Origin of the sequence: Lutibaculum baratangense AMV1 (genome assembly GCF_000496075.1) — a bacterium.
Taxonomy (GTDB): domain Bacteria; phylum Pseudomonadota; class Alphaproteobacteria; order Rhizobiales; family Tepidamorphaceae; genus Lutibaculum; species Lutibaculum baratangense.
Genome location: NZ_AWXZ01000026.1, coordinates 34,907 through 58,317, shown reverse-complemented (window position 1 = coordinate 58,317; position 23,411 = coordinate 34,907). Strand labels below are relative to the sequence as shown.

General features: G+C 66.6%; 20 protein-coding genes and 1 tRNA gene. 7 read left to right on the top strand and 14 right to left on the bottom strand.

From position 1 onward, the window contains the following. Window positions 1-146: 146 nt before the first annotated feature. From clpX to N177_RS09610, 6 genes are all read right to left on the bottom strand, one after another. Window positions 147-1,412, bottom strand: coding sequence for an ATP-dependent Clp protease ATP-binding subunit ClpX (gene clpX, locus N177_RS09630; protein WP_023432121.1), 1,266 nt, complete (start codon window positions 1,410-1,412; stop codon window positions 147-149). Window positions 1,413-1,649: 237 nt separating this feature from the next. Then, a complete protein-coding gene (locus N177_RS09625; protein WP_040485537.1) occupies window positions 1,650-2,294 on the bottom strand; it encodes an ATP-dependent Clp protease proteolytic subunit in 645 nt (214 codons plus the stop codon). A 43-nt stretch (window positions 2,295-2,337) separates the two neighbouring features. Next, entirely contained in the window at window positions 2,338-3,843 is a 1,506-nt protein-coding gene (gene tig, locus N177_RS09620) for a trigger factor (RefSeq protein WP_023432119.1), read from the bottom strand. A 69-nt stretch (window positions 3,844-3,912) separates the two neighbouring features. Next, window positions 3,913-3,997, bottom strand: a tRNA-Leu gene (locus tag N177_RS09615). A gap of 98 nt (window positions 3,998-4,095) precedes the next feature. Next, window positions 4,096-4,236, bottom strand: coding sequence for a hypothetical protein (locus tag N177_RS21655; RefSeq protein ID WP_023432118.1), 141 nt, complete (start codon window positions 4,234-4,236; stop codon window positions 4,096-4,098). Between the two features lie 71 nt (window positions 4,237-4,307). Then, window positions 4,308-5,798, bottom strand: a complete 1,491-nt coding sequence (locus N177_RS09610) for a bifunctional ADP-dependent NAD(P)H-hydrate dehydratase/NAD(P)H-hydrate epimerase (RefSeq protein ID WP_023432117.1) — start codon at window positions 5,796-5,798, stop codon at window positions 4,308-4,310. Between the two features lie 210 nt (window positions 5,799-6,008). Here N177_RS09610 and N177_RS09605 point away from each other — a divergent pair, with 210 nt between their 5' ends. The 5 genes from N177_RS09605 to N177_RS09585 all read left to right on the top strand — a co-directional run bounded on the left by N177_RS09605 (window position 6,009) and on the right by N177_RS09585 (window position 13,007). After that, the gene (locus tag N177_RS09605) at window positions 6,009-6,347 is read left to right on the top strand and encodes a P-II family nitrogen regulator (RefSeq protein ID WP_023432116.1); all 339 of its coding nucleotides are present in this window, start codon (window positions 6,009-6,011) and stop codon (window positions 6,345-6,347) included. A gap of 74 nt (window positions 6,348-6,421) precedes the next feature. Further along, a complete protein-coding gene (gene glnA / locus N177_RS09600) occupies window positions 6,422-7,831 on the top strand; it encodes a type I glutamate--ammonia ligase (RefSeq protein ID WP_023432115.1) in 1,410 nt (469 codons plus the stop codon). 221 nt (window positions 7,832-8,052) lie between these two features. Next, entirely contained in the window at window positions 8,053-10,080 is a 2,028-nt protein-coding gene (parE, locus tag N177_RS09595) for a DNA topoisomerase IV subunit B (RefSeq protein WP_023432114.1), read from the top strand. A gap of 221 nt (window positions 10,081-10,301) precedes the next feature. Then, a complete protein-coding gene (locus N177_RS09590) occupies window positions 10,302-11,765 on the top strand; it encodes a DEAD/DEAH box helicase (protein WP_023432113.1) in 1,464 nt (487 codons plus the stop codon). Window positions 11,766-11,948: 183 nt separating this feature from the next. Further along, window positions 11,949-13,007: a GGDEF domain-containing protein gene (locus N177_RS09585; RefSeq protein ID WP_023432112.1), complete on the top strand. Its 1,059-nt coding sequence runs from the start codon at window positions 11,949-11,951 to the stop codon at window positions 13,005-13,007. Window positions 13,008-13,042: 35 nt separating this feature from the next. Here N177_RS09585 and sufA read toward each other — a convergent pair whose 3' ends face one another. The 7 genes from sufA to N177_RS09550 form a co-directional block, all read right to left on the bottom strand. Further along, window positions 13,043-13,417, bottom strand: coding sequence for a Fe-S cluster assembly scaffold SufA (sufA, locus tag N177_RS09580; protein WP_023432111.1), 375 nt, complete (start codon window positions 13,415-13,417; stop codon window positions 13,043-13,045). 66 nt (window positions 13,418-13,483) lie between these two features. Beyond that, window positions 13,484-13,843, bottom strand: a complete 360-nt coding sequence (locus tag N177_RS09575) for an SUF system Fe-S cluster assembly protein (RefSeq protein ID WP_023432110.1) — start codon at window positions 13,841-13,843, stop codon at window positions 13,484-13,486. After that, window positions 13,840-15,084 (bottom strand): cysteine desulfurase, encoded by a 1,245-nt coding sequence (locus N177_RS09570; RefSeq protein WP_023432109.1) that lies wholly within the window; start codon window positions 15,082-15,084, stop codon window positions 13,840-13,842. Before N177_RS09570 ends, N177_RS09575 begins: the two co-directional genes overlap by 4 nt. Next, complete coding sequence (gene sufD / locus N177_RS09565) at window positions 15,081-16,409, bottom strand: Fe-S cluster assembly protein SufD (protein ID WP_023432108.1); 1,329 nt, start codon at window positions 16,407-16,409, stop codon at window positions 15,081-15,083. Before sufD ends, N177_RS09570 begins: the two co-directional genes overlap by 4 nt. 19 nt (window positions 16,410-16,428) lie before the next feature. Then, window positions 16,429-17,184, bottom strand: a complete 756-nt coding sequence (gene sufC, locus N177_RS09560) for a Fe-S cluster assembly ATPase SufC (protein WP_023432107.1) — start codon at window positions 17,182-17,184, stop codon at window positions 16,429-16,431. Between the two features lie 87 nt (window positions 17,185-17,271). Then, window positions 17,272-18,741 carry a Fe-S cluster assembly protein SufB gene (sufB, locus tag N177_RS09555; protein ID WP_023432106.1) on the bottom strand — a complete coding sequence of 490 codons (1,470 nt, stop codon included), beginning with the start codon at window positions 18,739-18,741 and terminating at the stop codon, window positions 17,272-17,274. A gap of 43 nt (window positions 18,742-18,784) precedes the next feature. Then, window positions 18,785-19,909, bottom strand: coding sequence for a cysteine desulfurase family protein (locus N177_RS09550; RefSeq protein ID WP_023432105.1), 1,125 nt, complete (start codon window positions 19,907-19,909; stop codon window positions 18,785-18,787). A gap of 241 nt (window positions 19,910-20,150) precedes the next feature. Between N177_RS09550 and N177_RS09545 the strand changes: the two genes are divergently transcribed. Further along, on the top strand, window positions 20,151-20,813 hold the full coding sequence (locus tag N177_RS09545; RefSeq protein WP_023432103.1) for an alpha/beta hydrolase: 663 nt from the start codon (window positions 20,151-20,153) through the stop codon (window positions 20,811-20,813). A 73-nt stretch (window positions 20,814-20,886) separates the two neighbouring features. On the opposite strand, the gene N177_RS09540 is transcribed toward N177_RS09545, so the two are convergent. Next, a complete protein-coding gene (locus N177_RS09540; RefSeq protein WP_023432102.1) occupies window positions 20,887-22,077 on the bottom strand; it encodes an anhydro-N-acetylmuramic acid kinase in 1,191 nt (396 codons plus the stop codon). Between the two features lie 76 nt (window positions 22,078-22,153). Between N177_RS09540 and tyrS the strand changes: the two genes are divergently transcribed. Next, window positions 22,154-23,407, top strand: coding sequence for a tyrosine--tRNA ligase (gene tyrS / locus N177_RS09535; RefSeq protein ID WP_023432101.1), 1,254 nt, complete (start codon window positions 22,154-22,156; stop codon window positions 23,405-23,407). Window positions 23,408-23,411 lie beyond the last annotated feature (4 nt).

The window sequence follows — 23,411 nt, the reverse complement described above, 5'->3', positions numbered from 1 at the left end:
GCCTGGGGGCAGCGCCACCTGTCGCTTCTACGAGGTACCGGCCGAAGCGGTTTTTCGGGGCCTGATTTTCCCCTGAAAACCGTAGGTGGGTTGAGCAGTTAGGTGGCGATCGCCCCGGGACAAGTCAAGAACGTCCCGGGCCTCCGTCACGCGCTGTGCTCGACGCCTTCCTTGCGGTCCGCGTAGATGTAGAGCGGGTGCGCCTTGCCCTCGACGACCTCGGGGCTCAGCACGACTTCCTGGACACCCTCGAGCCCCGGAAGGTCGAACATAGTGTCGAGGAGAATCCCTTCCATGATCGAGCGCAAGCCTCGCGCGCCGGTCTTTCGCTCGATGGCCTTGCGGGCGATCGAGTAGAGCGATTCCTCCGGCAGAGCGAGCTCGACGCCCTCCATCTCGAAGAGCCGCTGGTACTGCTTGACGAGCGCGTTCTTCGGCTCGGTCAGGATCTTGACGAGCGCCTCCTCGTCGAGATCCTCGAGCGTCGCGATCACGGGCAGACGGCCGATGAACTCGGGGATCAGCCCGAACTTCAGGAGATCCTCGGGCTCCACTTCGCGCAGGATCTCGCCCGTGCGCCGGTCGTCGACGGAGCGCACCGTCGCGCCGAAGCCGATCGAGGTGCCCTGCCCGCGCGCCGCGATGATCTTCTCGAGGCCCGCGAAGGCGCCGCCGCAGATGAACAGGATGTTCGTCGTGTCGACCTGCAGGAACTCCTGCTGCGGGTGCTTGCGGCCGCCCTGCGGGGGCACGCTGGCGACCGTGCCCTCCATGATCTTCAGGAGGGCCTGCTGCACGCCCTCGCCCGACACGTCGCGGGTGATCGAGGGGTTGTCCGACTTGCGGCTGACCTTGTCGACCTCGTCGATGTAGACGATGCCGCGCTGCGCGCGCTCGACATTGTAGTCGGCCGCCTGCAGGAGCTTCAGGATGATGTTCTCGACGTCCTCGCCGACATAGCCGGCCTCGGTGAGGGTCGTCGCGTCGGCCATCGTGAACGGCACGTCGAGGATGCGGGCGAGCGTCTGGGCGAGCAGCGTCTTGCCGCAGCCGGTCGGCCCGACGAGCAGGATGTTCGACTTGGCGAGCTCGACGTCGGAGTTCTTCGCCCCGTGGTTCAGGCGCTTGTAGTGGTTGTGGACCGCGACCGAGAGGACCTTCTTGGCGTGGCTCTGCCCGATGACGTAGTCGTCGAGGACCTTGCAGATCTCGTGTGGGCTCGGGACCCCGTCCGTCGATTTGACGAAGGCGTTCTTGTTCTCCTCGCGGATGATGTCCATGCACAGCTCGACGCACTCGTCGCAGATGAACACGGTGGGACCGGCGATGAGTTTGCGCACTTCGTGCTGGCTCTTTCCGCAGAAGGAGCAGTAGAGGGTATTCTTGGAATCGCTTCCGCTGACCTTGCTCATTCGGTCACTCCGGTTTGCCCCGTGGTCCTGCAATCGCGCCGGGCCTGGTCAGCCATGTCCAAGGACCCGACACCCAGCGGCCCCCACGCCGATTCCCCAGGGCATATTCATGTTCCCCGCGCCTAACCTAGGCCAATGGCAGCATGCTAGGAATAGGGAGATCAACAGTTCATTAACGCTGCGGGGGCCTGGAATGCTCCTCCGGCCCCCGTGCTTCTCGTATGCCTCTCGCGCCGTTCAGCCCTTCGCGGGCTCGCCGCCCGGCACGTCGTCGGTCCGCTTGTCGATGACCTTGTCGACGATGCCGAACTCGTTCGCCTCCTGCGCCGTCATGAAATGGTCACGGTCGAGCGTGCGTTCAATGCGGTCGTAGTCCTGGCCCGTGTGACGGACATAGATCTCGTTCAGGCGCCGCTTGATCTTCAGGATGTCCTCGGCGTGGCGCTCGATGTCGGAGGCCTGGCCCTGGAAGCCGCCGGAGGGCTGGTGGACCATGATGCGTGCATTCGGCAGGGCGAAGCGCATGTCCTTCGCGCCGGCGCAGAGCAGGAGCGAGCCCATCGAGGCCGCCTGCCCGATGCACAGCGTCGAGACGGCCGGCCGGATGAACTGCATCGTGTCGTAGATGGCGAGGCCCGACGTCACCACTCCCCCGGGGGAGTTGATGTACATCGAGATCTCCTTCTTCGGGTTCTCCGCCTCGAGATAGAGAAGCTGCGCCGTGACGAGCGAGGCCATGTTGTCCTCGACCATGCCCGTCACGAACACGATCCGCTGCTTCAGGAGCAGCGAATAGATGTCGTAGGCGCGCTCACCCCGATTGGTTTGCTCGACCACCATGGGGACGAGCATGTTCATGTAGGTATCTACCGGGTCGCGCATCATCTTCTACCTTTGTCTGCCGGGCTCCGCCGCGGGCCCGCCGTCAGTCCGCCTTCTTGGCCCGGGGCGCGCGCTTCTTCTTGGCCGGCTTCTCGTCGCCGCCCTCGCCTGCCGCCTCGGCTCCATGATCATGCTCATGGTCATGACCGTGGTCGCCATGATCGTGATCATGGTGGTGGTCGTGGTCATGATCGTGGTGATGCTCGTCGTCGGGGTCGCTGAACAGCTCCTCCCGCGAAACGCGCTTCTCGGTCACCGTCGCCAGCTCGACGATATAGTCGATGACCTTGTCCTCGAAAATGGGCGCGCGGAGCTGCGCGAGCATACCCGGGTTCTTCTGGTAGGCCTCCCAGACCTGCTGCTCCTGACCGGGATAGCGGCGAACCTGCTCGATGAGGGCGCGGTTCACTTCTTCGTCAGCGACCTTCACCTCGTTCTTCTCGCCGATCTCGGCGAGGACGAGGCCCAGGCGGACGCGGCGCTCGGCGATCTTGCGATACTCGCCCTGCTGCTCCTCCTCGGTCGTGCCCTCGTCGGCGAAGCTGCGGCCGGACCGCTCGAGATCGGCGGTGACCTGCTGCCAGATCGACTGGAACTCCTGCTCGACGAGCTGCTCGGGCAGGTCGAACGAGTGCATCTCGTCGAGTGCGTCGAGGACCTGGCGCTTCAGCTTCTCGCGCGACCGGCCCTCGAGATCCTTCGTGATCTGGTCACGAATCGCTTCCTTCAGCTTGTCGAGCGACTCGAAGCCGAGAGAGGTCGCGAACTCGTCGTCGATCGTGCGGTCGACGGGCGCGGCCACCTCGGTGACCTTGATCTCGAACGTCGCGGGCTTCCCGGCGAGATGAGCCGCCTGATACTGCTCGGGGAACGTCACCTCGACGGTCTTCTCGTCGCCCGCCTTCACGCCGACGAGCTGCTCCTCGAAGCCCGGGATGAACGTGCCGGAGCCCAGGACGATCGTTGCGCCCTCGGCCGAACCGCCCTCGAAGGCCTCGCCGTCGATCTTGCCGACGAAGTCCATCGTGACGCGGTCGCCATCCTGCGCCGCCTCGCCCTCGGCCCGAGCCTCGAAGCCCTTGTTCTGGTCGGCGATCCGCTGAAGCGTCTCGTCGACGTCCTTGTCCTCGACCGGGGAGACTTCGCGCTCGACCTCGATCTTCGTGAGGTCGCCGACCTCCACGGGGGGCAGAACCTCGAACTCCATCGTGAAGGCGAGATCACCCTCGCCCGCGAGAACCTGCTCGATCTCGTCCTGATTGTCCGGCAGCTCGATCTTCGGCTGGTAGGCCGGCTTCTCGTTGCGGTCGGTCAGGGCCTTCTGGCTCGTCTCGCTGACCGTCTGCTCGAGAATCTCGGCCATGATGGACTTGCCGTAGACGCGGCGGAGGTGGTTCACCGGCACCTTGCCCGGACGGAAGCCACGTAGCCGAACCTGGCCTTTCAGCTCGTTGAGGCGAGTGTTGAGGCGCTGGTCGAGCTCCTGCGCCGGGATCTGGATCTTCAGTTCCCGCTTGAGCCCCTGATTGACGGTCTCGGTAACCTGCATGACGTTCCGTGTTCTGGCTGTTCGTGCTGCCCCGCCGCGGGGCGCGCTTGGATCATAATGAGCGGACGCTGGTGCGGGCGGAGGGACTTGAACCCCCACGGCTTTCGCCACCAGAACCTAAATCTGGCGTGTCTACCAATTCCACCACGCCCGCGCAGGCCGGCGCCGCCGACCCGACACGCGGTGCGCGGGTCTATAGCACACGGCTTTTCCAGGACGCCAGAGGTTACGGACGCCTATCTGACGTAGCCGTCAGTCGCGCATCACGGCGAAGTGGACGGCCACGTAGAACGCGATCGCGCTCAGGAGCACGACGGACGCGGTCTCGTCACCACCGGACTGGGAATAGACGACCGCCCCTGCGAGCGCGGCCAGCGCGACGACGAGCTTCATGACGAGCCTCCTGTGCCAGGGCGGGACCAGTCGCCCGCCGCCCAGCACCTGTCGCAAGCGCCGTGCCGCGCTCACACCCCGGCCGCGAGGCCCGCGAGAACCCCAGGCATGAGAGCCTGCAGATCCTCGGAGATCAGCCCCGGCCCGCGACGGGCGGCCGCAGCCCCGTGGATCCAGACGGCGGATGCGGCCGCCTCGAATCCGGCCACGCCCTGCGCGAGCTGTCCCACGATGATCCCGGCCAGGACATCGCCCGTTCCCGCTGTGGCGAGGAAGGGCGAAGACATCTCGTTGACCGCGGCACGGCCGTCGGGCCCGGCGACCACCGTGTCGCTGCCCTTCAGGACGACGATCGCGCCGCTCGCCCGGGCCGCGGCACGCGCGGCCTCGAGCTTGCTCGGCGCCTCCGTGAGCGTCTCCTTACCGAAGAGCCGCGCGAACTCTCCCTCGTGCGGCGTCAGGACGACATCGCGCCCCGCCTCCGCGGCGATCATGGCGAAGAGGTCTTCGCGGCGCGCCTCGAAGCTCGTCAGAGCGTCGGCGTCGAGCACGATGGCGCGCCTCCCGCAGAGAGCCACCTTCACCATCGCCGCCGTGCCGGCTCCCACGCCGAGACCCGGGCCGAGCAGCACCGCGTTCTTGCGCTCGTCGGCGAGCACGTCGCCGAGCCCGTCCGGGTTGTTCGCCTCGGCCAGCATCACGGCCGTCAGCTGAGACGCGTAGATCGGCAGCGCCCGGAACGGGGCGGCGATCGTCACGAGGCCCGCCCCCGCCCTGAGGGCGGCCCCGGCGGCGAGGCGCGGCGCGCCGGACTTCCACCCTTCCCCGCCGACAACCAGCGCGTGACCGCGCGAATATTTGTGCCCGTCCGGCTGCGGCCAGGCGAGCGCGCTGCGCCAGAGGGCGGGCTCGTTGACGAAGGCTTGCGGCAGGATCGCGCCGAGCACGCCCTGAGATATGCCGATCTCTGCGACCGAAACCTCTCCGCAGAGCGAGCGTCCGGGCAGCAGCAGATGGCCGGGCTTGCGTCGAAAGAAGGTGATTGTTTCGGTGGCGCGGACCACGGGCCCCTGGGCCCGCCCCGTGGTCCCGTCGAGGCCCGAGGGCACGTCGACGGCGAGAACGGGCCGCCCGGCCTCGTTGACGGCTGCCACGATCGACGCGGCCTCGCCGTCCAGGGGACGCGCGAGCCCGGCGCCGAACAGCGCGTCGACCACCAGTCCGACCCCATCGAGCATGTCCACGGAGAACCGCTCGACCGGGCCCTCCCAGAGACCCGCCACCGTCGCGGCATCCCCGCGCAGCCCCTCTCGGCTCCCAAGGAGGGCGAGCCGCACCTGCCTGCCCGCCTCAACGAGACGGCGCGCCGCGACGAACCCGTCGCCGCCATTGTTGCCGGGCCCGCAGAGGATCGCCACGCGGTCGCCGGGCGCCGTCCGGCGCATCGCACGCTCGGCGACGGCGCCTCCCGCCGCTTCCATCAGCTGAAGGCCGCTCGTGCCTCCCTCGATTGCCAGGCGGTCGGCCTGCCCCATCTCCTGCGTCGTCAGCAGTTCGATCATCGCGGCCTCACCCACATCTGCATAGAACGTGACCATTTGCTCAATGTTTGATCACCAACCCGCCGCGTGCTTTGCTGGTTTTTCGTGCAGGCACATCTCGAAATCCCACGTGCAACCGGTATTTTCGTGTCTGCGGAGTCGGTGGCACGCGACCTGCAATTGAGCCACCCGGGTGATGCGCCCGACAGTTCCGAGGAGCCCTGAGGCAGAATGAAAAAGATCGAGGCCATCATCAAACCGTTCAAGCTGGACGAGGTGAAGGAGGCGCTGCAAGAGGTCGGCCTGCAAGGCATCACCGTCACTGAGGCGAAGGGCTTCGGTCGGCAGAAGGGTCATACGGAGCTTTATAGGGGCGCCGAGTACGTGGTCGACTTCCTGCCGAAGGTGAAGGTCGAGGTCGTCCTGTCGGAGGACCAGCTCGAGAAGGCCATCGAGGCCATCCAGAAGGCCGCCCAGACTGGCCGCATCGGCGACGGCAAGATATTCATCTCCAACGTTGACGACGCGATCCGGATCCGGACCGGCGAGCGCGGCACCGAAGCCATCTGAACGTTTCACGAGACAGACCCGCACGCCGAGGCCGCGGCGGGACGACACCACCCATCAGGAAGGGGCGAGAGAACATGGCTGACGCCAGCACAATTCTGAAGAAGATCAAGGACGAGGACGTCAAGTACGTCGACCTGCGCTTCACCGATCCGCGCGGCAAGCTGCAGCACGTCACCATGGATGTCAGCGTCTGCGACGAGGACATGTTCGCGGAAGGCGTCATGTTCGACGGCTCTTCCATCGCCGGCTGGAAGGCGATCAACGAGTCCGACATGAACCTGATGCCGGACCCCGAGACAGCCCATATCGACCCCTTCTTCGCCCAGACCACCCTCGCCGTCTTCTGCGACGTGCTGGAGCCGACGACCGGCGAGGCCTATGACCGCGACCCGCGCACGACCGCCAAGAAGGTCGAGGCCTATCTCCGCCAGACCGGTATCGGCGACACGATCATGGTCGGCCCCGAGGCCGAGTTTTTCGTGTTCGACGACGTCCGCTTCACCGCCGAGCCCTACAACACCGGCTTCGCGATCGACTCAAGCGAGCTGCCGTCGAACAACGGCACGGAGTACGAGGCCGGCAATCTCGGCCACCGTCCGCGCGTCAAGGGCGGCTACTTCCCGGTCCCGCCGGTCGACAGCGCCCAGGACATGCGCTCGGAGATGCTCTCGGTCATGGCCGGCATGGGCGTGATCGTCGAGAAGCACCACCACGAGGTGGGCGCGGCTCAGCACGAACTCGGCATGAAGTTCGACAAGCTGACCTTCAACGCCGACAAGATGCAGATCTACAAGTACGTCGTGCACCAGGTCGCGAACGCCTACGGCAAGACGGCGACCTTCATGCCAAAGCCGATCTTCGGCGACAACGGCTCGGGCATGCACTGCCACCTGTCGATCTGGAAGGACAACAACCCCCTCTTTGCCGGCTCGCAGTATGCCGATCTCTCCGAGGAGTGCCTGTTCTTCATCGGCGGCATCCTGAAGCACGCCCGCGCGATCAACGCCTTCACGAACCCGACGACGAATTCCTACAAGCGTCTCGTCCCGGGCTACGAGGCGCCGGTGCTGCTCGCCTACTCCGCGCGCAACCGCTCGGCCTCCTGCCGCATCCCGCTGGCCTCCTCTCCGAAGGCCAAGCGCGTCGAGGTCCGCTTCCCCGATCCGGCGGCGAACCCCTATCTCTGCTACTCCGCGCTCGTGATGGCCGGCCTCGACGGCATCATGAACAAGATCCACCCGGGCGACCCGATGGACAAGAACCTCTACGACCTGCCGCCGGCGGAGCTGAAGGAGATCCCGACCGTCTCGACGAGCCTGCGCATGGCGCTCGAATCGCTCGACGCGGACCGCGAGTTCCTGAAGGCCGGCGGCGTGTTCACCGACGACCAGATCGAGTCCTACATCGAGCTGAAGATGGACGAGGTGGAGCGCTTCGAGATGGCGCCGCACCCGGTCGAGTACGACCTCTACTACAGCGTCTGATCGCCCCCGTTATCGGTACGACACGAATGGAGCCGCCGGACCCGTCCGGCGGCTCTTCTTGTTTCGCGGAAAGCGCGCCCGTACATAGGACGGCGGTCCGGTAGAGGCATCCGTCCGCCCGCGTGACCAGGGACTGCGGCGCGGAACCGGAGGGCCGATTCGTCACCGGGGTCCTCAGGTGGCAGAATTCCGGAAACTGATTCGCTGAAACGAGAGTGAGCATGGATTCGTCCGACGACCTCTTCCGGGGCGTCAGCGATGCGCCCGCGGCCAGGAAGCCCGCGCGCCGCGAGCGTCGCCAGCCGGTCGACGAGGCCGTGCAGGAGGTCGGCTACAGCGCAGCCGACATCGAGGTGCTGGAAGGGCTCGAGCCCGTCCGCCGGCGGCCGGGCATGTATGTCGGCGGCACCGACGAGAAGGCCCTGCATCACCTCTTCGCCGAGGTGATCGACAACTCGATGGACGAGGCCGTGGCCGGTCACGCGACGGTCATCGAGGTCGCGCTCGAGCCTGACGGCTTCCTCATGGTCTCCGACAACGGTCGCGGCATTCCCGTCGACCCGCACCCGAAATTCAAGGACAAGTCGGCGCTCGAGGTCATCCTCACCACGCTGCACGCGGGCGGCAAGTTCGACTCCAAGGTCTACGAGACCTCGGGCGGCCTGCACGGCGTCGGCGTCTCCGTGGTGAACGCGCTCTCCGAACGGCTAGAGGTCGAGGTGGCACGAAACCGCCGCCTCTATCGGCAGGCCTACGAGCGCGGCAAGCCGGTGGCTGGGATCGAGGACGCCGGCGAGGTCATGAACCGGCGCGGCACGAGGATCCGCTTCCGGCCCGATGCCGAGATCTTCAAGGGCGCCCGGTTCAGGCCCGCGCGGCTGTTCCGGATGGCGAGGTCGAAGGCCTATCTCTTCCGCGGCATCGAGATCCGCTGGACGTGCGCGCCCGAGCTCCTGCCCGAGGACGGGTCGGTGCCGCCGAAGGAGGTCTTCAAGTTCCCGGGCGGCCTGAGCGATTTTCTCACCGCCGAGATCGAAGGCGAAACGCTGGTCGTGCCCGACATCTTCACGGGCCGCGTCGACAAGGGCACCGGCCACGGCCGCGTCGAGTGGGCGGTCGCGTGGTTCGGCAGCCGGGACGGCTTCGTCTCGTCCTACTGCAACACCGTGCCGACACCCGACGGCGGCACGCACGAGACTGGCCTGCGCACGGCGCTTCTGAAGGGCCTGAGGGCCTACGCGGAGCTGACGGGCCGCAAGCGGGCACAGATCTTCACCGCCGACGACGTCATGGCGTCGACCGGCGCGATGCTCTCGGTCTTCATCCGCGAACCCGAGTTCCAGGGGCAGACGAAGGACCGGCTCGCCTCGGGCGAGGCGACGCGAATTGTCGAGCAGGCGGTGCGCGACCAGTTCGACCACTGGCTCGCGCAAAGCCCGCAGACGGGCACGAAGCTCCTCGACTGGGTGATCGACCGGGCCGAGGAGCGGCTGAAGCGCCGGCAGGAGAAGGAGGTCGGCCGCAAGAGCGCCGTCCGCAAGCTTCGCCTGCCGGGCAAGCTCGCCGACTGCAGCCGTAACGAGATGCAGGGCTCGGAGATCTTCATCGTCGAGGGCGACTCGGCCGGGGGATCGGCGAAACAGGCCCGCGACAGACAGACGCAGGCCGTGCTGCCCCTGCGCGGCAAGATCCTGAACGTGGAGAGCGCGGCCGCCGGAAAGCTCGCGCAGAACCAGCTTCTCTCCGACCTCGTGCAGGCTCTCGGCTGCGGCACAGGCTCTCACTATCGCGAACAGGACCTGCGCTACGAGAAGATCATCATCATGTGCGACGCCGACGTCGACGGCGCCCACATCGCGGCGCTGCTGATGACGTTCTTCTACCGCCAGATGCCGGAGTTGATCGCCCAGGGCCACCTCTACCTCGCCGTTCCGCCGCTCTACCGCATCAGCCAGGGCGGCAAGACGCTCTACGCGCGAGACGACCGGCACAAGGACGGCCTGTTGGCCAGCGAGTTCAACGGCAGAGGGAAGGTGGAGGTAGGCCGCTTCAAGGGCCTCGGCGAAATGCTGCCGGCACAGCTCCGCGAAACGACGATGGATCCGCGCCGACGGACACTGCTTCAGGTGACGGTCGAGCAGGCCGAAGAGACGGCCGACGCAGTGAAGCGCCTGATGGGCAACCAGCCGGAGGCCAGGTTCGCCTTCATCCAGGAAAATGCCGAATTCGCGGAGGAACTGGACATCTGAGGCGGGAGTTCGCTGCCGGATCGGATCCCATTAGCTTCACCGAGGAGAGGGCGGTTTCGGACAAGTTTCCGCCCAACTCGGTCAACCGTGTCTCCCTTTCGCTTTCTTCCGACATTGACACGATATCTCAGCACCTTATGTTGCCGGCTGCCGCTGTCCGGGGGCGCGTCATCTGTGCGCGCGGCCGTTCTCGGCACGGAGCTCTCACGAAACGATGGTACATGCCCTTTAACGAACTGGGACTGAGCGAGAAGGTACTCGCCGCAGTCGACGCCGCCGGTTACAAAGAGCCGACCCCGATCCAGACGCAGTCGATCCCGCATGTGCTGGAGCGTCGGGACGTGATCGGCATCGCCCAGACCGGGACGGGGAAGACTGCTAGCTTCGTCTTGCCGATGCTGAGCCTGCTCGAGCGCGGACGCGCGCGCGCGCGCATGCCCCGCACGCTGATCCTCGAGCCGACGCGCGAGCTCGCCGCGCAGGTCGAAGAGAATTTCGTCAGGTACGGCACCAAGCACAACCTCACGGTCGCGTTGCTGATCGGGGGCGTCTCCTTCGCCGACCAGGAGCGCAAGCTCGACCGCGGTGCCGACGTGCTGATAGCGACGCCGGGGCGCCTGCTCGACCATTTCGAACGCGGCAAGCTGCTCCTCACCGGGGTCGAGATCCTCGTCATCGACGAGGCAGACCGCATGCTCGACATGGGCTTCATTCCGGACATCGAGCGCATCTGCAAGCTCGTGCCCTTCACGCGCCAGACCCTCTTCTTCTCCGCCACGATGCCGCCGGAGATCCAGAAGCTGACGGGGCAGTTCCTGCAGAACCCGGTGTCGGTCGAGGTGGCCAAGCGCTCGTCGACTGCGGACACGGTGGCTCAGCGCCTCGTTTCGTCTCCGCAAAACCCGAAGGACAAGCGGGCGATCCTCCGACGGGAACTGCGCGACGCCGGCGAGAACGCGAACGCGATCGTGTTCTGCAACCGCAAACGCGACGTGGCGACGATTCATCGCTCGCTGCAACGTCACGGCTTCAATGTCGGTGCGCTTCACGGCGATCTCGACCAGCGCGAGCGCATGGCCACGCTGGCGGCCTTCCGAGCCGGCACGATCGCCATTCTCGTCGCGAGCGACGTCGCCGCGCGCGGCCTCGACATCCCGGCCGTCAGTCACGTCGTGAACTTCGATGTTCCGACCCATCCGGAAGACTATGTCCACCGCATCGGCCGCACCGGGCGCGCCGGACGTTCCGGCGCGGCGGTGACGATCACCACCCCGGCGGACACGAAGTACCTCGCGCGAATCGAAGAGATGCTGGGAAAGCCGATCCCTCGCGCCGAGATCGAAGAGGAGCCGACGGACTCCGCTGCCGCGCCGGAAGAGCGCAAGGCCCAGAAGCCTCCGCGCCGCCGGAAAGGCGCCAAGGCGAAGGAGACGGAGGCAGCGGTCGAGGCGGCAGAGGCCGACGTCGAGTCGAGCGAAGCGACGGCGCGTTCGCCTCGCCGCCAGGACGAGAAGCCGCGCGACGAGAAGCCTCGCGGTGACAAGTCTCGCGACGAAAAGCCCCGTGAAGCCGGCCGCCGCAGGGGCCGCCGGGACCACGACCGCGAGCCGGACGAACAGGTGGTCGGGTTCGGCGAGCACGTTCCGCCCTTCCTGTTGAGGCCGGTCCGCCGTCCCCTGACGTAGCAGGCCGCGGCGCAAGCCGAGCCTCAGGCCTTTCATCCTGTCGCACGAGTGCTGCGGAGAGGACCCATTGCGCGCCACCGGACGATCGTGGTTCACCGGACATTAAACCTCCGGGGATAATGTCGCCGGATTACTCAATTTATCAGCCTAACCAGACTTGACTCGTGCGCGGGGGCGACTGGCATGCGCGGCAACGATTTCCAGCGTTCGGTGGTGCATGGCGAGCTCGCACTGAGCTATCTGAAATCCAACGACACGCCGGCGTACCCGCAGAATTACGAGCTCTGGTACACCTACGCGGCAGGCTTCAATCCGCAGCTGAACACCGAGATCAACGAGGCACTGGCGGCCCAGGGAAGGCTCGACCCGATCCAGACCGCCCAGTTCTACGACAGGCATCTCTCCCCCGCTCGACTTCGCGAGCGCGTCGGAGAGGTCTCCTCGAGCGTCGCCGACAGGATCAACGAGGTGCTCTCGCTGCTCGACGTCTCCGAGAAGAGCGTCGGCGGCTACGGGAAGGCGCTGCGGGCGGCGTCAGACGGCCTTGTCAGCGCGACGTCCCACCTGCAGGCGCGAGAGATCATCGAGCGGGTTATCGCCGCGACCGTCGAGGTGGAGTCCAAGAACGCGGACCTCGAACGTCAACTCGGGGAGTCGCTGACCCGGATCGAGGCGCTTCACGACAGCCTGGAAGCCATCCGGTTCGAATCGATGACCGACCAGTTGACCGGTCTCGCCAACCGCAAGCACTTCGACGAGAGCCTGGAGAGCGCGGTCGCCGTCGCGCGGGCCGAGGACCGGCCCCTTTGCCTCGGCCTTTGCGACATCGATCACTTCAAGCTGTTCAACGACACCTACGGTCACCAGACCGGTGACCAGGTGCTGCGTCTGGTCGGCACCGCCATCAGGGCCCATGTCGACCGTCAGGACCTCGCTGCGCGCTATGGCGGCGAGGAATTCGCCATCATCATGGAGGGGAAGACCCTGTCAGACGCGACCCGGATGATCGATCAGATCAGGCGGTCGGTGATCGAGAAGGAGCTCGTGAAGCGCTCGACGGGAGAGAGCCTCGGGCGGGTCACGATGTCGGGCGGGGTGACGCAGTACGTTGAGAGTGACTCGACCGAGAGCCTGATCGAGCGAGCCGACCAGTTGCTCTACGAGGCCAAGCGGTCGGGCCGGAACCGGGTCCTGTCGGGTCCGGCCGAGCCGGACCTCACGGACGCCCCGGCCGTCGCGTAAGGCCGGCCAGCCGTCCGTGTCCGCCGACGGGGACCCTACTCCTCGAGCCGCGCCGGCGTCAGCGCGACGGACTCGCCGCAACCGCAGGCCGAGGTCTGGTTCGGGTTGTTGAAGACGAACTGCGACGCGAGCTTCTCGGTCCGGTAGTCCATCTCCGTGCCCAGCAGAAACAGCACCGCCTTGGGGTCGATCAGGATCGTCACGCCGCGGTCCTCGACGACCTCGTCAAACGGCGCCTTCTCCTCGGCATATTCCATCGTATACGACATGCCGGCGCAGCCGCCGTTCTTCACGCCGACACGGAGCCCGAGAATCTCGCGCTCGGAGCTCTCCATGATCGCCCTTATCCGCGCGGCGGCGGCATCCGTCAGGGTCATGACCTTCGGCTTGGGACGCACTGCCACGTTCATGCCAACACCTGCTCCGCTCTCATGCCTCTTCCGCCGCCAATCGCGGCGGACTGTCCCTAGATGGGGTCAGAAGAAGTCGAGCGCCACCCTGGCCTCTTCCGACATGCGGCTCGGATCCCACGGCGGATCGAACACCATGTTCACGTGCACCTGACCGACCCCGTCGACCGACGACACGGCATCCTCGACCCAGCCCGGCATCTCGCCGGCCACCGGGCAGCCCGGCGCCGTCAGCGTCATGTCGACCGTTACGTTGCGATCATCGTCGACGTCTATGCGGTAGATCAAGCCGAGCTCGTAGATGTCGGCGGGGATCTCGGGGTCGTAGACCGACTTCAGCGCCCCGATGATGTCGTCCGTCAGCCGCGCCAGTTCCTCGGGCGGAATGGCGGACTGCTCGACAGCGCTATCGTTCGCGTCACTCATGCGAACATCTCCTGAGCCTTCTCGATCGCCTCCACCAGGCGGTCGACTTCCTCGAAGGTATTGTACATGCCGAACGAGGCGCGGCACGTCGACGTGACGCCGAACCTCGCCAGCAGCGGCTGCACGCAATGCGTTCCGGCCCGCACGGCGACGCCGTAACGGTCTATCACCATGGACACGTCGTGAGCGTGCGCTCCCGCAACCTCGAACGAGATGATCGCGCCACGGTCCTGCGCGTCCCCGAAGACCCGGACGCTGTTGCTCGCCCGCAGGCGCTGAAGCGCGTAGCGTGTGAGTGCGTCTTCATGAGCCCGGATGTTTTCGCGCCCCACGGTTTCCATGTAGTCGAGCGCCGCAGCGAGGCCGGTAGCCTCGATGATCGGCGGCGTTCCCGCCTCGAAGCGGTGCGGCGGCTTCTGGTAGGTGACGCCCTCTTCCGTCACCTCGTCGATCATCTCGCCGCCCCCGTTGAAGGGCGGCAGGGCATCTAGAGCCTCCGCACGACCGTAGAGAACGCCGATGCCCGTCGGGCCGTAGACCTTGTGTCCGGTGAAGCAGTAGAAGTCGGCACCGATATCCTGCACGTCGACCGGGAGGTGGACGGCCCCCTGGCTGCCGTCGATCAGGACCTTGATCCCGCGCGCGTGGGCGAGCCGGACGACCTCCTTCACCGGCACGATCGTGCCCAGCATGTTCGACATGTGGGTGATCGCGACGACCTTCGTCCTGGGGGTCAGGAGCTTCTCGAACTCCTCGAGAAGGAAGTTGCCGTCCTCGTCGACCGGCGCCCATCTGATCACCGCGCCCTTGCGCTCGCGCAGGAAGTGCCAGGGCACGATGTTGGAGTGGTGCTCCATGATCGAGAGCACGATCTCGTCGCCCTCACCGATGCCCATGCCGATGCCATGGGCGACGAGGTTGATCGCCTCGGTCGCGTTGCGGGTGAAGACGATCTGGTCCGTCGATTCCGCGTTCAGGAAGCTCCGCACGCGCTCGCGCGCGGCCTCGAAGTTCTCGGTCGCCGTGTTCGACAGGAAGTGCAGGCCGCGATGGACGTTGGCGTACTCGTTCTCCATCGCATAGGTCATGGCCTCGATCACGGCGCGCGGCTTCTGGGCCGACGCTCCGTTGTCGAGATAGACGAGCGGACGCCCGTAGACCTGCCGCGACAGGATGGGAAAGTCGCGGCGGATCGCCTGGACATCGTATGGCGCCTCGGCGGCCTGCACGGGGGCGTTCATAGGTGCCCCTCGTCCTTCCTCTCGGCGACCCACACATGGGCGTAGCCGGACAGGACCTCGCGAACGGCTTCGTTCTTCACGAGATCGAGCGCCTCGCCGATGAAGGCCTCGATCAACAGCGCCTTCGCCTGCGTCTCGGGGATGCCGCGCGAGCGGAGATAGAACAGCAGATCCTCGTCGATCTGACCCGTGGTGGCGCCATGGCCGCACTGGACGTCGTCGGCGAAGATCTCGAGCTCCGGCTTGTTGTCCATCTCGGCGTCGTCGGACAGCATGAGCGCCTGCGTCATCATCTTGCCGTCGGTCTTCTGGGCCTTCTGCCGCACGAGGATCTTGCCCTGGAAGACGCCGCGCGCCCGGTCGTCGAGCACGGCCTTGAACAGTTCGCGGCTCGCGCAGTCGGGAACGGCATGATCGACGAACATGGTGATGTCGCCATGCTGCTGCCCGGCGAGCAGCTGGACCCCGGCGATGTTGGCCGTCGTATCAGGCCCCGCCAGCGTCAGGACGATGTTGTTGCGCGAGACCGCAGAGCCCGTTGAGAACGGCAGGCAGAGGATCTCCGCCCCGTTCGCCACGTCGCCCGCGAGCGTCGAGAGGTGGGTCGAGCCCGCGCCGTCGGCCTGCACCTTCAGCCAATCGAGCTTGCCCCCCTCCGCCACCGCGAAGCGAGTCACGGAGTTGACGAGATAGGCCGAACCGGCCGGTCCCTCGAAGGTCTCCACGACCGTCGCCTCGGTCCCGGCCTCGAGCACGACGAGGTTGCGCAGGTAGTTGGCCGACGGCTCGAGATGCGAGACGATGTGCGACAGCATGATCGGCTTGTCGAGCTTCGTCCCCGCCGTCACGCGGATCACGACGCCGCCGCGCATGAAGGCGGTGTTGAGGTCGAAGACCGCGCTCGCCGCGGCATCGGGCCAGCCGTCCAGCAGGGCCGGCGCGATCTCGCCGTTGTCGAGACCTGCGGAAAGCGGCGTCACTTCGAGCCCCGCGACCTGGGCGAGGTCAGCCGCGATCTCGGCCTCGCCGCCGTCGCGCATCACGATGCGGTAGGCATCGAGCTCCGCAAGCGTCTCCACCTCGAGCTCGCCGCCGGCCGTCCTGGCCGCCGGCGGCGGCAGCTCGCGCAGCATCGTGCGCAGGTCGGTGTACTTCCACTCCTCGATGCGACGGTGCGGAAGCCCGGTCACGGCGAAGCGTTCGGCCGCCGCCCGGCGCGCCGCCCGGGCGCGCTCGCCGCCGGGAAGATCGCCCGCAAGCCGCTCGAACTGCTCGGCCGCGGCGCGCTCGGCCGCCGTGGCGACCTTCTTCAGTTCGACATTCATGTTCGGCTCTCCTCGGTCCTCAGGCGGCCTCGGTGTAGGCGGCGTAGCCGGATGCCTCGAGCTCCTTGGCGAGCTCCGGCCCGCCGGTGCGCACGATGCGGCCGCGGGACATCACGTGGACGATGTCCGGCACGATGTAGTCGAGCAGGCGCTGGTAGTGGGTGATCACGACCATGCCCCGATCCGGCGAACGCAGCGCGTTCACGCCGTCCGCGACGATCCGAAGCGCGTCGATGTCGAGGCCGGAGTCCGTCTCGTCGAGGATGCAGAGCCTGGGCTCGAGAACCGACATCTGCAGGATCTCGGCACGCTTCTTCTCGCCGCCGGAGAAGCCGGTGTTCACGGGCCGCTTCAGCATCTCCTGGCTGACGCCGAGCTTGTCCGCCTTCTCGCGCACGAGGCGCATGAACTCGGGCGTCGAGAGCTCCGCCTCGCCGCGCGCCTTGCGCTGGGCATTGAGCGCGGTGCGCAGGAAGGTCATCGTCGCGACGCCTGGGATCTCGACCGGATACTGGAAGGCGAGGAACACGCCGGCCGCGGCCCGCTCGTCGGGCTCCATCTCCAAGAGGTCCTCGCCCTGGAGCGCGACCTCGCCACCGGTGACCTCGTAGTCATCCTTGCCGGCGAGGACGTAGGACAAGGTCGACTTGCCCGAACCGTTCGGGCCCATGATGGCGTGGACCTCACCCGGGTTCACCGTCAGGGACAGGCCCTTGAGGATCTCCTGCTCCTCCACCTGTGCGTGCAGGTCCTTGATTTCTAGCAATGCGGTCATCGTATCTTTTCCGGTAATCTTCATCCTGGGGTGCCGCGCGGCGGCCGGAGCCTTCGCGCGGCTTGTCTCAATAGTCGCGCGCGCCGATCAGCCGACCGAGCCCTCGAGGCTGATGCCGATCAGCTTCTGGGTCTCGACCATGAACTCCATCGGCAGCTGCTGAATGACGTCGCGGACGAAGCCGTTGACGATCAACGCCACGGCCTCCTCCTCGCCGAGGCCCCGCGACATGCAGTAGAACATCTGGTCGTCCGAGATCTTCGACGTCGTCGCCTCGTGCTCGAAGACGGCGGAGGCGTTCTTCGCCTCGATGTAAGGGACGGTGTGAGCACCGCACCTGTCGCCGATCAGGAGCGAGTCGCACTGCGTGAAGTTGCGCGCGTTCGTCGCCTTCTTGTGCGCCGAGACGAGGCCCCGGTAGGTGTTCTCCGAGAAGCCTGCTGCGATGCCCTTCGAGATGATGCGGCTCGACGTGTTCTTGCCGAGGTGCACCATCTTCGTGCCGGAATCGATCTGCTGATGGCCATTCGAGATGGCGATCGAGTAGAACTCGCCGCGGCTGTTGTCGCCCCGCAGGATGCAGCTCGGGTATTTCCAGGTGATCGCCGAGCCGGTCTCGACCTGCGTCCACGAGATCTTCGAGTTCCTGCCGCGACAGTCGCCGCGCTTCGTCACGAAGTTGTAGACGCCGCCCTTGCCGTCGGCATCACCGGGATACCAGTTCTGCACCGTCGAGTACTTGATCTCGGCGTCGTCGAGGGCGATCAGCTCGACCACCGCCGCATGCAGCTGGTTCTCGTCGCGCGACGGCGCCGTGCAGCCCTCGAGGTAGGAGACGTAGGATCCTTCGTCGGCGATGATCAGCGTGCGCTCGAACTGGCCCGTCTGCTTCTCGTTGATGCGGAAGTAGGTCGACAGCTCCATCGGGCAGCGCACGCCCTTCGGCACGTAGACGAACGAGCCGTCGGAGAACACCGCGGAATTGAGCGTCGCGTAATAGTTGTCCGAGACGGGAACGACCGAACCGAGATACTTGCGCACGAGCTCCGGGTGCTCCCGAAGCGCCTCCGACATCGAGCAGAAGATGACCCCGTGCTTGGCGAGCTCCTTCTTGAACGTCGTCACGACGGACACGGAGTCGAACACGGCGTCGACGGCGACGCGGCTGTTCTCGACGCCGGCCAGGATCTCCTGCTCGCGCAGGGGGATGCCGAGCTTCTCGTAGGTGCGCAGGAGCTCGGGATCCACGTCGTCGAGCGTCTGCGGTCCGGCGGACTGCTTCGGCGCGGCGTAGTAGTAGAGATCCTGGAAGTCGATCTTCGGGTAGCTCACGCGCGCCCAGGTCGGCTCGCTCATCGTCCGCCAGCGCTTCAGCGCGTCGAGGCGCCACTCCAGCATCCATTCCGGCTCGCCCTTCTTGGCCGAAATGAAGCGTACGATATCCTCGTTGAGCCCCTTCGGGGCCTTCTCCGACTCGATGTCGGTGAAGAAGCCGTACTTGTACTTGTCGACGTCGATCGAGCGGACCTGCTCGACCGTCTCACGCACAGCTGGCATCGATTGCTCCTTCGCTCACGGTTTCAAGGACCGCGGTTTCGCCTTATGCCGCTCGCGGTTGTCGCTTCCGTCCGGCCAGTCTCGGCCCGACGCGGCGCCACACGCTCACGAAATTCTCCAAATCCTGTCCGGTCGTCGACCACCCAAGGCTCACGCGGATGGCGCCCGCCGCAAGCTCGGGCGCGACGTTCATCGCCGCGAGGACATGCGACACGCCCACCTTCCCCGACGAGCAGGCCGAGCCCGAGGAGACGGCGATGCCCTCGAGATCGAGCGCGATCAGGGCCGTCTCGGCCGCCACGCCCGGGACCGCGAAGCAACTCGTGTTGGGCAGGCGCGGCGCCTGGGCGCCGAGAATCCTCGTCCCCGCACAGATAGTGCTTATTTCGCGCTCAAACCAGTCGCGCAACCGCTCCAATTCGGACCTGCGGTCCTCCAACTGCTGCATCGCTGCCGCGGCCGCGGCGCCGAACCCGGCAATGGCAGGCACGTTCTCGGTGCCCCCCCGCAATCCGCGCTCCTGCCCGCCTCCCCTGACGAGGGAGACGATCGCGGGCCCGCCCTTGCGCACGAGCGCACCGGCTCCCAGGGGCCCTCCCATCTTGTGGGACGACAGCGTCACGAGATCAGCGGGCAGATCGTCGGCCCGCATCCGCCCCGCCACCTGCACCGCGTCGCTGTGAAGCGGCACATCGGCGTTACCGCACAGGCGCCGGATCTCGTCGAGCGGTTGAAGCACGCCCGTCTCGTTGTTCGCCGCCATGATCGAGACGAGGCCGGGCTTCGGGTCTTGTCCCAAGCGGAGAGCGAGCCACCTCAGATCTACGACGCCCTGACCGTCAACCGGGACGATCTCGGCATCCGGCACCGCCGCGAGAACGGAAGGATGCTCCACCGCGGAAACCAGCACCGGCGCGCCGCGCGCCTGGGCAAGCGCAAGGGCGTTCGCCTCGGTTCCGCCGCTCGTCATCACCACATCTGCGGGCTCTGCGCCGACCACGGCCGCGAGCCGGACGCGCGCGTCCTCGAGATGCCGGCGCGCCCGCCGGCCCACCATGTGCACCGACGACGGGTTGCCCCCATCCTCGATCGCGGCGAGCATTGCCGCCCGCGCCTGCGGGCGCAGTGGCGATGTCGCGTTGCAGTCGAGGTAGACGAACCCGGACACCCGGCCTCCTTTGCGCGCGGCGACGATATGCGTGCTTGCGCCGCGACGCCCATATATGATGAGAGTGGCGCGAACGCCACGCCTGCCCGCCCGGGGATCGACGCCGCACGGGCAGTTTCGAATGTTTCTAAGTTTCTAAGGGTCGCTCCGGACGGTGTCAAGAAAGCACGGCCGGAGTAGCGCCGCCACGCGCAGGTGGTCGCCACGCCCTCGGGCTGATGTAACGGAGCTAGTTCGGTCAATGCCGGAAGTTATTTTCACCGGTCCTGCAGGACGTATCGAGGGGCGATATCAGCCTCCGAAGAAGCGCAATGCACGGATTGCGGTCATCCTGCACCCGCACCCCCAGTTCGGGGGCACGATGAACAACCAGATCGTGTATCGGCTGTTCTATCTCTTCGCGGAGCGCGGCTTCGCGGTCCTGCGCTTCAACTTCCGGGGGGTCGGCCGCAGTCAGGGCGAGTTCGACCACGGCCAGGGGGAACTGTCGGACGCCGCCGCAGCGCTCGACTGGGTGCAGAGCTTCAACCCGGATTCGCGCGCGTGCTGGATCGCGGGATTCTCCTTTGGATCGTGGATCGGCATGCAGCTTCTGATGCGCCGACCGGAGGTGGAGGGCTTCATCTCGATCGCGCCGCAGCCGAACCTCTACGATTTCTCGTTCCTCGCGCCCTGCCCCTCGTCGGGGCTCATCGTCAACGGATCGGCCGACAGGGTGGCGACCCCCAACGACGTGCAGACGCTCGTCGAAAAGCTCAAGACGCAGAAGGGCATCGTGGTCGAGCAGAACGTGCTCGAGGGGGCGAACCACTTTTTCGACAAGCAGGTCGACCCGCTGATGGACGTGGTCGGCGGGTATGTCGACCGGCGGCTCGCCGAGGCCGAGGCGAAGGCCGAGGTCTGAGCCTGTACTCGGGCATCACGCCCCGGGTCTCGAGCGAATGATGTGCGTCGGGGCTTCGGCCCCGGCCGCCAGCTCAGGCGGCCGAGCGGCGCGCCGACGCCAGAACACCGCCGGTCATGGGCTGTTTCACGCCCGTCGTTGTCGGAAAGCTCAGCGGCAGCCCGGTCAACGAACGGACAGCGAGATAGGCGAAGGCCTGCGCCTCCAGATACTCCCCGCTCCACCCCACCCGCTCCGCCGTCATGACAGGCGCGTCGAGCCGCTTCTGCAGCTCCTCCATGATGGTCGGGTTCTTGGCCCCTCCCCCGGCGACGATCCAGCGCCTTGCCGGCGCAGGGAAATGCAGTTCGGCCATCGCCACCGTCGCGGCCGTGAAGGCGACCAAAGTTGCCGCGCCGTCCTCGATCGACAGCCCGGCGAGCGGGGCCGGATCGAACGCGTTGCGGTCGAGGGACTTCGGGGCGGGGGCGCTGAAATAGGGATTGTCGAGCAGGTCGGCCAGCACGTCGGCCTGTACGTGGCCCCTTGCCGCGATGGCGCCACCCTCGTCGTGATCGGCGCCGGTGTGTTCGCGGATCCAGTCATCGATGAGGGCATTGGCGGGGCCGGTGTCGAAGGCGATCGGGTCCTCGTCGCGGCCGATCCACGTCACGTTCGCCACACCACCGAGGTTGAGCACGACGACGGGCAGGTCCATGCGCTGCGACATCACCAGGGCGCGATGATAGGCCGGGGCAAGAGGTGCTCCCTGGCCGCCTGCCGCCACGTCGGCGGCCCGGAAATCGTGCACGACATCGATGCCCAGCCGTTCCGCCAGTGCGGCTCCGTCGCCGATCTGGACGGTCAGCCGCTCCTCCGGCCGATGCAGCACCGTCTGTCCGTGGAATCCCACCACGTCGATATCCGAGGCCGTGAGACCATGTTCTGCGAGGAGCGCCTCGACCGCCTCCGCGTGAGCCGCGGTCACCACCGCCTCCGCCTCGGCCAGGGCGCGAGGCCGGGCGTCGCGGTCGCGCAGAGGCTTCGCCTCATCCACCGCGCGCCGGAGGACCGCCCTCTCGCCGGCCGAGTACGGGCGGCTCAGGACCCGAGGCTTCTCGAAGCCGGCACGGATCTCGGCGCCGGCGGCGCTGCGGGTTCGTGCGGCCCCGCCTCCGGTCAGGACGAGCCCGTGCCCGTCGGTCGTGATCATCGCGACGTCCACGCCGTCCATCGACGTGCCACTCATCAGTCCGATGGCGGTCCAGATGCTGTCCCCGGTCACGTGATGCAATGTCTCCGCGAACCTGCTAGATGGGCCGCGACGATCCTAACACCATATCTCCCACGGATTAACCGAGATGAGCGGCTTCAAGTCTGAGTTCCTCAAGCTCCTGGACGAGCGAGGATACATCCACCAGGCCTCCGACCTTCAGGGGCTCGACGAGCTTCTGTCGAAGGAGACGGTGACCGCCTATATCGGCTTCGATCCGACGGGGAAGAGTTTGCATGTGGGGCACATGATGGGGATCATGATGCTCAAGCGCCTGCAGCAGGCGGGCCACAAGCCGGTCGTGCTGATCGGCGGCGGCACCTCCAGGATCGGCGACCCCTCAGGGAAAGACGAGCAGCGCCAGCTTCTCACCGACGAGGACATCGCGGCGAACATGGCCTCGATCAGGTCGTCGTTCGAGCGGTACCTCGCTTTCGGCGACGGCCCGGCCGACGCCGTGATGGTGAACAACGCCGACTGGCTCGACGAGCTGAGATACATCCCGCTCCTGCGCGATGTCGGGCGCCACTTCTCCGTCAACCGCATGTTGAGCTTCGATTCGGTCCGTTTGCGGCTCGAACGCGAGCAGCCGCTGAGCTTTCTCGAGTTCAACTACATGATCCTCCAAGCCTACGACTTCGTGGAGCTTTCGAAGCGGCTCGGCGTGCGGCTGCAGATGGGCGGCTCCGACCAATGGGGCAACATCATCAACGGCATAGAGCTCGGCCGCCGCATGGCGGGCATCGAGCTCTTCGGGCTGACGTGCCCGCTGATCACCACGGCTTCCGGCGCGAAGATGGGCAAGACGGCGGCGGGTGCCGTCTGGCTGAACGAGGACATGCTGTCGAGCTGGGATTACTGGCAGTTCTGGCGCAACACCGAGGACGCCGACGTCGGGCGCTTCCTGAAGCTCTTCACCGACCTGCCGATGGAGGAGATCGCCCGCCTCGAAGCGCTGAAGGGCTCGGAGATCAACGAGGCGAAGAAGGTGCTCGCCACCGAGGCCACGGCCATCCTGCACGGGCGCAAGGCGGCGGAGGAGGCGGCCGAGACCGCCAGGCGCACCTTCGAGGAACATGCCTTCGCGAGTGCACTGCCGACGGTCGAGGTGCCCGCCCAGGAGCTCGAGGAAGGGATGGGGGTGCTCGCCGCCTTCGTCCGCGCCGGCCTGTGCGCCTCGAACGGCGAGGCCCGCAGGGCCGTGACCAACGGCGCTGTCAAGGTCAACGACCGCAGCGTGAGCGATCCGCACCTCGTCCTGGGCATCACCGACGTGACGTCGGAGGGCGTGATCAAGCTCTCCTTCGGGCGCAAGAAGCACGCTCTCCTGAAGCCCCGCTGAGGCA

Coding starts and splice junctions, on each gene's coding strand:
- clpX (WP_023432121.1), bottom strand. CDS start 1,412: ATGAGCAAGGTCAGCGGAAGCGATTCCAAGAATACCCTCTACTGCTCC.
- N177_RS09625 (WP_040485537.1), bottom strand. CDS start 2,294: ATGCGCGACCCGGTAGATACCTACATGAACATGCTCGTCCCCATGGTG.
- tig (WP_023432119.1), bottom strand. CDS start 3,843: ATGCAGGTTACCGAGACCGTCAATCAGGGGCTCAAGCGGGAACTGAAG.
- N177_RS21655 (WP_023432118.1), bottom strand. CDS start 4,236: ATGAAGCTCGTCGTCGCGCTGGCCGCGCTCGCAGGGGCGGTCGTCTAT.
- N177_RS09610 (WP_023432117.1), bottom strand. CDS start 5,798: ATGATCGAACTGCTGACGACGCAGGAGATGGGGCAGGCCGACCGCCTG.
- N177_RS09605 (WP_023432116.1), top strand. CDS start 6,009: ATGAAAAAGATCGAGGCCATCATCAAACCGTTCAAGCTGGACGAGGTG.
- glnA (WP_023432115.1), top strand. CDS start 6,422: ATGGCTGACGCCAGCACAATTCTGAAGAAGATCAAGGACGAGGACGTC.
- parE (WP_023432114.1), top strand. CDS start 8,053: ATGGATTCGTCCGACGACCTCTTCCGGGGCGTCAGCGATGCGCCCGCG.
- N177_RS09590 (WP_023432113.1), top strand. CDS start 10,302: ATGCCCTTTAACGAACTGGGACTGAGCGAGAAGGTACTCGCCGCAGTC.
- N177_RS09585 (WP_023432112.1), top strand. CDS start 11,949: ATGCGCGGCAACGATTTCCAGCGTTCGGTGGTGCATGGCGAGCTCGCA.
- sufA (WP_023432111.1), bottom strand. CDS start 13,417: ATGAACGTGGCAGTGCGTCCCAAGCCGAAGGTCATGACCCTGACGGAT.
- N177_RS09575 (WP_023432110.1), bottom strand. CDS start 13,843: ATGAGTGACGCGAACGATAGCGCTGTCGAGCAGTCCGCCATTCCGCCC.
- N177_RS09570 (WP_023432109.1), bottom strand. CDS start 15,084: ATGAACGCCCCCGTGCAGGCCGCCGAGGCGCCATACGATGTCCAGGCG.
- sufD (WP_023432108.1), bottom strand. CDS start 16,409: ATGAATGTCGAACTGAAGAAGGTCGCCACGGCGGCCGAGCGCGCCGCG.
- sufC (WP_023432107.1), bottom strand. CDS start 17,184: ATGACCGCATTGCTAGAAATCAAGGACCTGCACGCACAGGTGGAGGAG.
- sufB (WP_023432106.1), bottom strand. CDS start 18,741: ATGCCAGCTGTGCGTGAGACGGTCGAGCAGGTCCGCTCGATCGACGTC.
- N177_RS09545 (WP_023432103.1), top strand. CDS start 20,151: ATGCCGGAAGTTATTTTCACCGGTCCTGCAGGACGTATCGAGGGGCGA.
- tyrS (WP_023432101.1), top strand. CDS start 22,154: ATGAGCGGCTTCAAGTCTGAGTTCCTCAAGCTCCTGGACGAGCGAGGA.